Raw genomic sequence first — 7299 nt, forward strand, 5'->3', positions numbered from 1 at the left:
TCATTCTGGGTTTGTTTATTCTTCAGCCGTTGCAGCAAGTCAGTCGCAACGTCCTGGATTTCCTTCGCGTCGGGCACCCATTCCAAGCGATCAAATAAGCTAGAGAACTGAGCACGATAACCCACTTCATCCGTAGCCAGAAATAACAACAAAGACTGAGTCGTTGCTATTTTTTGAAGAAAGAGAAACTCTGCGAAGTCACGAGTTTGCTGAAACCCTTGGTGCCCACTGATCATACTTAGATAATTTTCAGCCTGACTTGGCTGGTAATATAGCGCTAAACAAAGGCTAGTATCCGGGTCAGGAATCACCCTAGCGCCGACCAGCTCCCGCCCATCACTAGCTGCATCTTGCTTGAATTTCCCTCGACGCTTAAACATCAGTGAATTTAGCTTTTGCGTCAGCGCATTTTTCAGAACAAAGGACTTCACCCTCTCTATCTGAGCTTCTGCCTGCTCTTTTAGCAAACCCTTATGCTCGGCAGATCTAAGATCAAGGCCCTCTGAATAAATTTTAAGCATGAATTCCGATAAGGGATAAGCAGAAAGCACTCGCTTTTCGAACATATCTTTCCCTTCCCCCCTCACTAGAGTATCAGGGTCCTCACCTTCCGGTAATAGCAAAAAATCCAGCTGCATCCCATCTTCAAATATAGGCAAGGCGTTTTCCATTGCCTTTCTTGCAGCCTGTAATCCGGCTCGATCGCCATCAAAACAGAAAATAATGTGCTTACACCGTCGTAAGAGGTGAGAGAGGTTTTCGCTATTTGTCGCCGTCCCTAAGGTGGCTACCGCATAGTTAATACCGTACTGCGCTAGCGCCACAACGTCCATATAGCCTTCCACTACCAACAACTTATCAAGATGTCGGGTTGCCTGGTTCGCTTCATACAGACCGTAAAGCTCATTACTTTTGTGGAAAACTTCCGATTCAGGTGAGTTGATGTATTTAGCTTTGTCGTCCCCTAAGGTTCGCCCCCCAAAAGCCACAGTCTTACCGCGGCTATTTCGAATAGGGAACATTAAGCGATCTTGAAATAGATCAAAGGGGTTGTCGTACTTATCGAGAACGGTTTTGGTCTGAATGAGTGACTTTAAGGTTTCTGGGGCGGCTTTAGCACTCAGAAAATCCCGCTCGGCCGGTGCAAAGCCGATAGCGAAGCGCTCAATCACTTCGTCCGACAAGCCACGCCTTTTCAGGTAGTCCTGAGCACGCGATTTATTGGCATGAGACTTTAGCGCATCCCTGTATTTCAGATTTGCGTACTCTAAAGCTTCCCACAACTTTGCTTGAAGGCTGTATACCTTTTGGACTTTTTCGTCTCTCGGCACCTCGATGCCAGCGATCTTCGCCAGCTCTTCAACCGCTTCATTAAAATCCAGGTTATCGTGTTCGCGCAGGAAGTTAATACTGTTACCACTCGCGCCACAACCAAAGCAGTGGTAGAAGTTCTTTTGAGCGTTAACGTGAAAAGAGGGTGTTTTTTCTTGATGGAAAGGACAACAGGCCTTCAGTGCAGTACCCGCTTTTTTAAGCTGTACGCGCGAACCCACAACTTCGGCGATAGGCACTCGCGCGACGAGGTCTTCTATAAAATCTTGTGGGATTAATCCTGCCATCTGCTACGACACACTACTCAATGAAGATGCATAATATAGCATAAGCCATGAAACAAAGACTAAATGACTACCTTGTAGTAGACCCGCTCTGTTCAAGAGATAATTGGAATTGAAGTCTAGCTAGCTAAGCGCTGCTTAACGATCTGGCTTACCTTACCGACGTCAGCTCGACCTTGAAGCTGAGGCTTAAGCACCGCCATCACCTTGCCCATATCCCGAACTGATTCTGCTCCAGAGCTCGCCACAGCATCAGCAACCAAAGCATCAACTTCGTCTGCGGTCAGTGCCGCGGGTAGAAACGTCTCAATCACAGCAATTTCTGCAGCTTCTACATCCGCAAGATCTTGGCGGTGTGCTGCTTCGTACTGACTAATTGAATCTCGACGCTGTTTAAGCATTTTATCAAGCACAGCAAGTACGCGAGCATCATCTAATTCTATACGCTCATCAACTTCAATACGCTTAAACTCAGCCAAGATTAGACGGATAGTCGATAAACGCTCTTTGGCGCGAGCTTTCATTGCCTCTTTCATTGCAGAGGTAATACTTGCCTTTATAGTACTTACACCGGCTTCGCTCACACTAAACTCCATCTAATTACTTTGCTGTAGAACCCTACCTGCATAACGACCGTACCAAGACACTCGCATATCGCGATCAACCTGATAGAGCAAGGGTAAAGTTTTATCTGCTTAAAACGCAAAAAACAACAATAGGCTAGAATATCATTACCCTAGACCTTGTCGTTTTATCGCTCACATTCTCTTTATCTAAAAGATAGACAAAGAGTGCTGACAAATCTTAGTACAGTCTTTCGAAACGTTTTGTTTCGCGCTGAACCTTCTTCGCGTGACGCTTAACAGCTGCAGCTGCTTTACGCTTACGTACAGAAGTAGGCTTCTCGTAGAATTCACGACGACGAACTTCAGACAAAACACCTGCTTTTTCACAAGTACGCTTAAAACGACGAAGAGCGATATCAAATGGCTCGTTTTCTTTCAATTTTACAGAAGGCATTAAAATTACCTGTTCCAATAAAGTTATATTGATAAATTCTTACTGAGCTATGGCTGCAGTGCACATTTCAGCAAGCTTGGCTTACTGGCACAGCGATCAAAATATAGACACAGTTCCACTTAGGGGCGCGAAGTTTAATTGGAAAAATCCGGCAAGTAAAGTGATATCATATAAAATTCATTATATTCACCACCCAGGGAGAAAACTTTGTCTAATTTAGAGACTTTCGTCCAACGTTTAAACCAAGATGCAAGCAGCATTCAGTTCGAAGATACAATGGCAATTATTGACGAGCTATATGAATTTACACCCACAGCCTTTCAAAATGGCGAGCAAGCCAATGAGGCAGGGCAGAACTCGGGCTCCTGCAAACTCTTTGCTTTTGCCCAGCTTCAAAACCTGGATGAGCAACAAACTCTAACTTGTTTTGGTCAATACTATCGCGAAGATGTGCTCAAGAACCCTGAGGGCAATGACCACCAAAACATTCGCAACTTTATTACTCAAGGCTGGAAAGGCATTTCATTTTCGGGTGAGGCATTAAAGGCCAAGTAGAAGCATCTGTAAGCAGAGGCTTCCACGCCTAGCACGGGGCATCGACCTGCGAGGGATGGAACCCTCTGCCTACGATAATCGTTATTTGCCCGCTACCTGTGAATCCACAAACTTGTAGGCAGAGCCTTCCACCGCTCGCAAGCGGGCTAGCACGAGATTGATCCTGCAAAAGACGGAGCTCTCTGCCTACACTAAAACCAAGCTTTGAGAAAAAACTACATCTGGCTCTCGGCCGTTTCGATCTCTTCACTCAGTTCAAACCATTCCATCTCGGATTCTTCTAAACCGACTTTATGTGTTGCCTGCTTATCCATGAGTTGTTTTAATTTTGCTTTGTTTTCTGCTTGATAGATTTCCGGGTCAGCCAAGGCCTCTTCCAATTCAGCTAAAGCTTCTTGGTGCTTCTCCATCGCCTTTTCTGCGGTTTTGAGCTTTTTCTTCAGTGGGCTCAATTTCTGACGAAGCTCCGCAGCGATACGCTTGCGTTCCTTTTTATCTTCCGCTGATTCATTTTGCTTGTCTGCACTGTCTGTCTCTACAGTTTCAGTTTTACTCGACTCTTTATGGAAGTCTTGCAACCAAACTTCGTAATCGTGCAGGTCGCCTTTAAACTCTTCGACTTTCCCGTTTGCCACCAGCCAGAAGGTGTCGACGGTATTCTTTAGTAAATGACGATCATGCGAAACTACCAATATTGCTCCCTGGAAAGCCTGCAAAGCCATCGTCAGCGCATGACGCATTTCCAAATCCAAGTGGTTAGTCGGTTCATCAAGCATTAGAAGGTTTGGTTTCTGCCAAGCAATAATCGCCAAAGCCAAGCGAGCTTTTTCTCCACCCGAGAAACGCTCGATGGTCTCCAATGCAGCGTCGCCTCTAAAATCAAAACCACCTAAAAAGTTACGAATTTCTTGATCCGTCGCTTTTGGGTTAATTCTCTGCAAGTGCAAGAAAGGGCTCGCGCTCAGATCCAAGGCTTCCAACTGGTGCTGGGCAAAATAGCCAATTCGAAGGTGCTCTCCTTCTGCACGCTGACCACTAAGCTGAGCTAAATCACCTACCAGGCTTTTGATTAAAGTCGACTTACCGGCACCGTTTGGCCCTAGAAGGCCTACTCGTGTACCCGGTAAGATGCTGGTAGTAAAATCTTCGAGCACTGCTTTCTGCTCATAGCCCAAGTCTGCTTTTTGAATGCTTAGTAATGGGCTAGATATTTTGTCGCTCTCAGGAAAGCTAAAGTTAAACGGTGAATCAATATGAGCCGGGGCAATAAGCTCCATTCTAGCGAGTTCTTTAACACGACTCTGAGCCTGTTTTGCCTTGGTCGCTTTCGCTTTAAAGCGATTTACAAAAGACTGAATTTCGCTAATACGCTGCTGCTGCTTTTCATACTGAGATTGCTGCTGAGCAAGCTTTTGAGCACGCTGCGTCTCGAACTCACTATAAGTTCCTGTATATTGATTCAGCTGCTTGTGTTCGAAGTGAAGAATATGTGTCGACACGGCATCAATGAAGTCACGGTCATGAGAAATGAATAACACCGTACCTTCGTAACGTTTCAGCCATTGCTCCAGCCAGAGCATCGCATCTAGATCCAAGTGGTTCGTCGGCTCATCCAGCAACAATAGGTCAGAAGGGCACATCAGTGCTTGCGCCAAATTCAAACGAATTCGCCAACCACCAGAGAAGTCATTAACCGGGCGCTGCATGTCTTTCTGATCAAATCCCAAACCATGCAGTAACTTTTCCACGATAACTGGTGCTTCATAGGCACCTATGTGCTCCAGCTCTCCATGGAGTTCAGCAATTTTATGGTCATCGTGTGCGGCTTCAGCTTGTTTTAATTCAGCCTCCAGACTACGGAGCTGCTGATGGCCATCGAGCACATAATCTTTAGCCGTTCGCTCTCCTGCTGTGACTTCCTGAGCCATATGAGAAACACGGCAGTTACCGGGCAAAGAATAGGCACCCGAATCCGGGCTAAGTTCGCCTAAGATAAGTTTAAACAAGCTTGTTTTTCCTGCCCCGTTGGCGCCAATAATCGCCACACGTTGACCGGCATGCACAAGGGCATTCGCCTCGGCTAATAAAGGCTCCGGGCCTCTTCGTAGGGTCAATGCATCGATCTTTAACATTCAGGAAACCTGCCTTTACTGATAAGATATGTCTGGATGGCGCAGACGGTAGCGGATATCCTACGCAACATCAATCCTAAGATGCCGATAAATTCCTATGGATTTATTTCGATTTACACTTATCAAATATGCTCTAACCAAATGACTCATAGCCGCCCCTCTATCACCGCAATATCGGCAGCAGAAATGAACGCCCTCTCTCTAGAGAATGAATTTTGGCTATGTTCACTTAAGCTGTGGAAGAATAAAACACTGCAAGACACCTTATTAGACCTACAAGATGCCCAAGGCTTTCGCGTCAACCTATCACTCTTTGCAATGTGGGCTGGGCTTATGAAAAAGAATATTACACCGCTGCTACCCAACATCAACGAAGAGCTAGACTCTTGGCACGAACAAGTCGTTGCACCACTTAGGCAGGTAAGAAAAAGTCTACCCAAAGGTGCGCTAAGAAAGGACGTTCAGCAAAACGAGCTGCAAGCCGAACAAGTCGAACATGCTTTACTGTTTAAGCTATCTCAGACGATTCCATTTGAGCAGAACGGAGACACGATCGATATTCTGATTGGTAATTTATTAGCTAGCAGGCTGCCGAAATCACATCTATTATTATGTATTNGAACTTGTTTACCAAATTGCTCCGACTCTGAAATCCAGTCACAAATTTGTAAACACAATATTAGCTATTAACAACACAAAACATGATCTTAATAGCACAAAGACACAGGAACTTGTCACCATGAAAATGATTTCTCGTTTTATTACCATCAGCATTCTTGCCGCCGCAATCATCTTGCCTTTTTTCTTTAAGATGGACAATGGTAAGCCTACACTCGCCATGCCGACGTCTGCCGACCTGATTCCTGATAAAATACTACCCGACAGCCTTACCGGCAACGAAAGCTCGAGCTCGACAGCCAGCTCAAGCAGCAGTAACAAAGTGTCCTTCTATAAATGGCAAGACGCAACAGGCATGTGGCACTATGGTGATAGACCCCCTGCAGGGGCTCAGAACGTATCAACCATGAATGTAAACACCAATGTTAATATCATCCAAAGTCTAAAGCTCGATTCCGAGGAAGGCGAAACGTCTTCTGGAAAGACCTCTCAGCCAAAAATGTCTGACACACTGGCCGATGGCCAACTAACAGTTGATGATGCTTTCAATGCAATGAGTGACGCAAAAGCCGTCCGTGATATGATGGAATCTCGTAACGAAACACTGAAAGCGATTACCGGCGAAAACTAAAAGCCATTCATTTCGTTCAAACCAGTACTCTTCAGCAAATAGCTCTGAGAAGACCTGAAGTCATTAAGGCCTTCTCTAAGCCCCTTACCAGAGCACAAAAAGACCGTGACAAAAAGCAGTAAACAGCAATATCGGATTAAAGAAATGTTTTACAGCCTGCAAGGCGAAGGCGCTCGAGCAGGGCGTGCAGCTGTATTTTGTCGTTTTAGTAAGTGCAACTTATGGAATGGGAGAGAAGATAGCCGGGCAGACGCTGTGTGTAATTTCTGCGACACAGATATTCTTGGCGCAGATGGGCAAAATGGTGGCGAGTTTGCTAATGCCCAAGCATTGGCAACAAAAATTCAATCACTCTGGGACAGCAATCAAGTACTCGCCAGCTCTTCTTCAAGCCGTAAGAGTATAGCCAAACCCTACGTTATCTTCACTGGCGGAGAACCACTACTTCAGCTTGACCCAAAACTGATAGAGTTGATGCATCAGCTAGGTTTTGAGATCGCTATTGAGAGCAACGGCACGCTCCCTCTTCCTGAGGGTATTGACTGGGTATGCCTTAGCCCAAAAGGCAAATCAAGCATTGTTTTTGATCGCTGTGATGAACTGAAGCTGGTTTATCCTCAGAGCGATGCACTCCCCGAAGCCTATCAAGACTTCCCTGCTGATCACTATTTTTTATCGCCCATGGCCAGCCCCGCTGTGCGCTTTGGTGAAGACCCAGACAAAATAA

The 7299-nt window shown here is 45.7% G+C and carries 8 protein-coding genes; 4 read left to right on the plus strand and 4 right to left on the minus strand.

What is annotated here, in order from left to right:
• The 3 genes from dnaG to rpsU all read right to left on the minus strand — a co-directional run.
• On the minus strand, nucleotides 1-1619 hold a 1619-nt coding region (gene dnaG / locus A3766_RS03160; RefSeq protein WP_068641657.1), incomplete at its 3' end, for a DNA primase.
• Nucleotides 1620-1735: 116 nt separating this feature from the next.
• The gene (locus A3766_RS03165; RefSeq protein ID WP_255375277.1) at nucleotides 1736-2200 is read right to left on the minus strand and encodes a GatB/YqeY domain-containing protein; all 465 of its coding nucleotides are present in this window, start codon (nucleotides 2198-2200) and stop codon (nucleotides 1736-1738) included.
• A gap of 220 nt (nucleotides 2201-2420) precedes the next feature.
• Nucleotides 2421-2636: a 30S ribosomal protein S21 gene (gene rpsU / locus A3766_RS03170; protein WP_068507050.1), complete on the minus strand. Its 216-nt coding sequence runs from the start codon at nucleotides 2634-2636 to the stop codon at nucleotides 2421-2423.
• 207 nt (nucleotides 2637-2843) lie between these two features.
• On the opposite strand from rpsU, the gene A3766_RS03175 reads away from it, so the two are divergent.
• Entirely contained in the window at nucleotides 2844-3191 is a 348-nt protein-coding gene (locus A3766_RS03175; RefSeq protein WP_068507046.1) for a HopJ type III effector protein, read from the plus strand.
• A 215-nt stretch (nucleotides 3192-3406) separates the two neighbouring features.
• Here the strand turns inward: A3766_RS03175 and A3766_RS03180 are convergent, their stop codons facing one another.
• Nucleotides 3407-5323, minus strand: a complete 1917-nt coding sequence (locus A3766_RS03180; protein ID WP_068641660.1) for an ATP-binding cassette domain-containing protein — start codon at nucleotides 5321-5323, stop codon at nucleotides 3407-3409.
• A gap of 36 nt (nucleotides 5324-5359) precedes the next feature.
• On the opposite strand from A3766_RS03180, the gene A3766_RS03185 reads away from it, so the two are divergent.
• The 3 genes from A3766_RS03185 to queE all read left to right on the plus strand — a co-directional run.
• The gene (locus A3766_RS03185) at nucleotides 5360-6013 is read left to right on the plus strand and encodes a DUF2390 domain-containing protein (protein WP_068641662.1); all 654 of its coding nucleotides are present in this window, start codon (nucleotides 5360-5362) and stop codon (nucleotides 6011-6013) included.
• Between the two features lie 49 nt (nucleotides 6014-6062).
• Nucleotides 6063-6572 (plus strand): DUF4124 domain-containing protein, encoded by a 510-nt coding sequence (locus tag A3766_RS03190; RefSeq protein WP_068641664.1) that lies wholly within the window; start codon nucleotides 6063-6065, stop codon nucleotides 6570-6572.
• 144 nt (nucleotides 6573-6716) lie between these two features.
• A partial coding sequence (gene queE, locus A3766_RS03195) for a 7-carboxy-7-deazaguanine synthase (RefSeq protein ID WP_068641666.1) occupies nucleotides 6717-7299 on the plus strand: 583 nt, incomplete at its 3' end.

Source organism: Oleiphilus sp. HI0132, assembly GCF_001635845.1.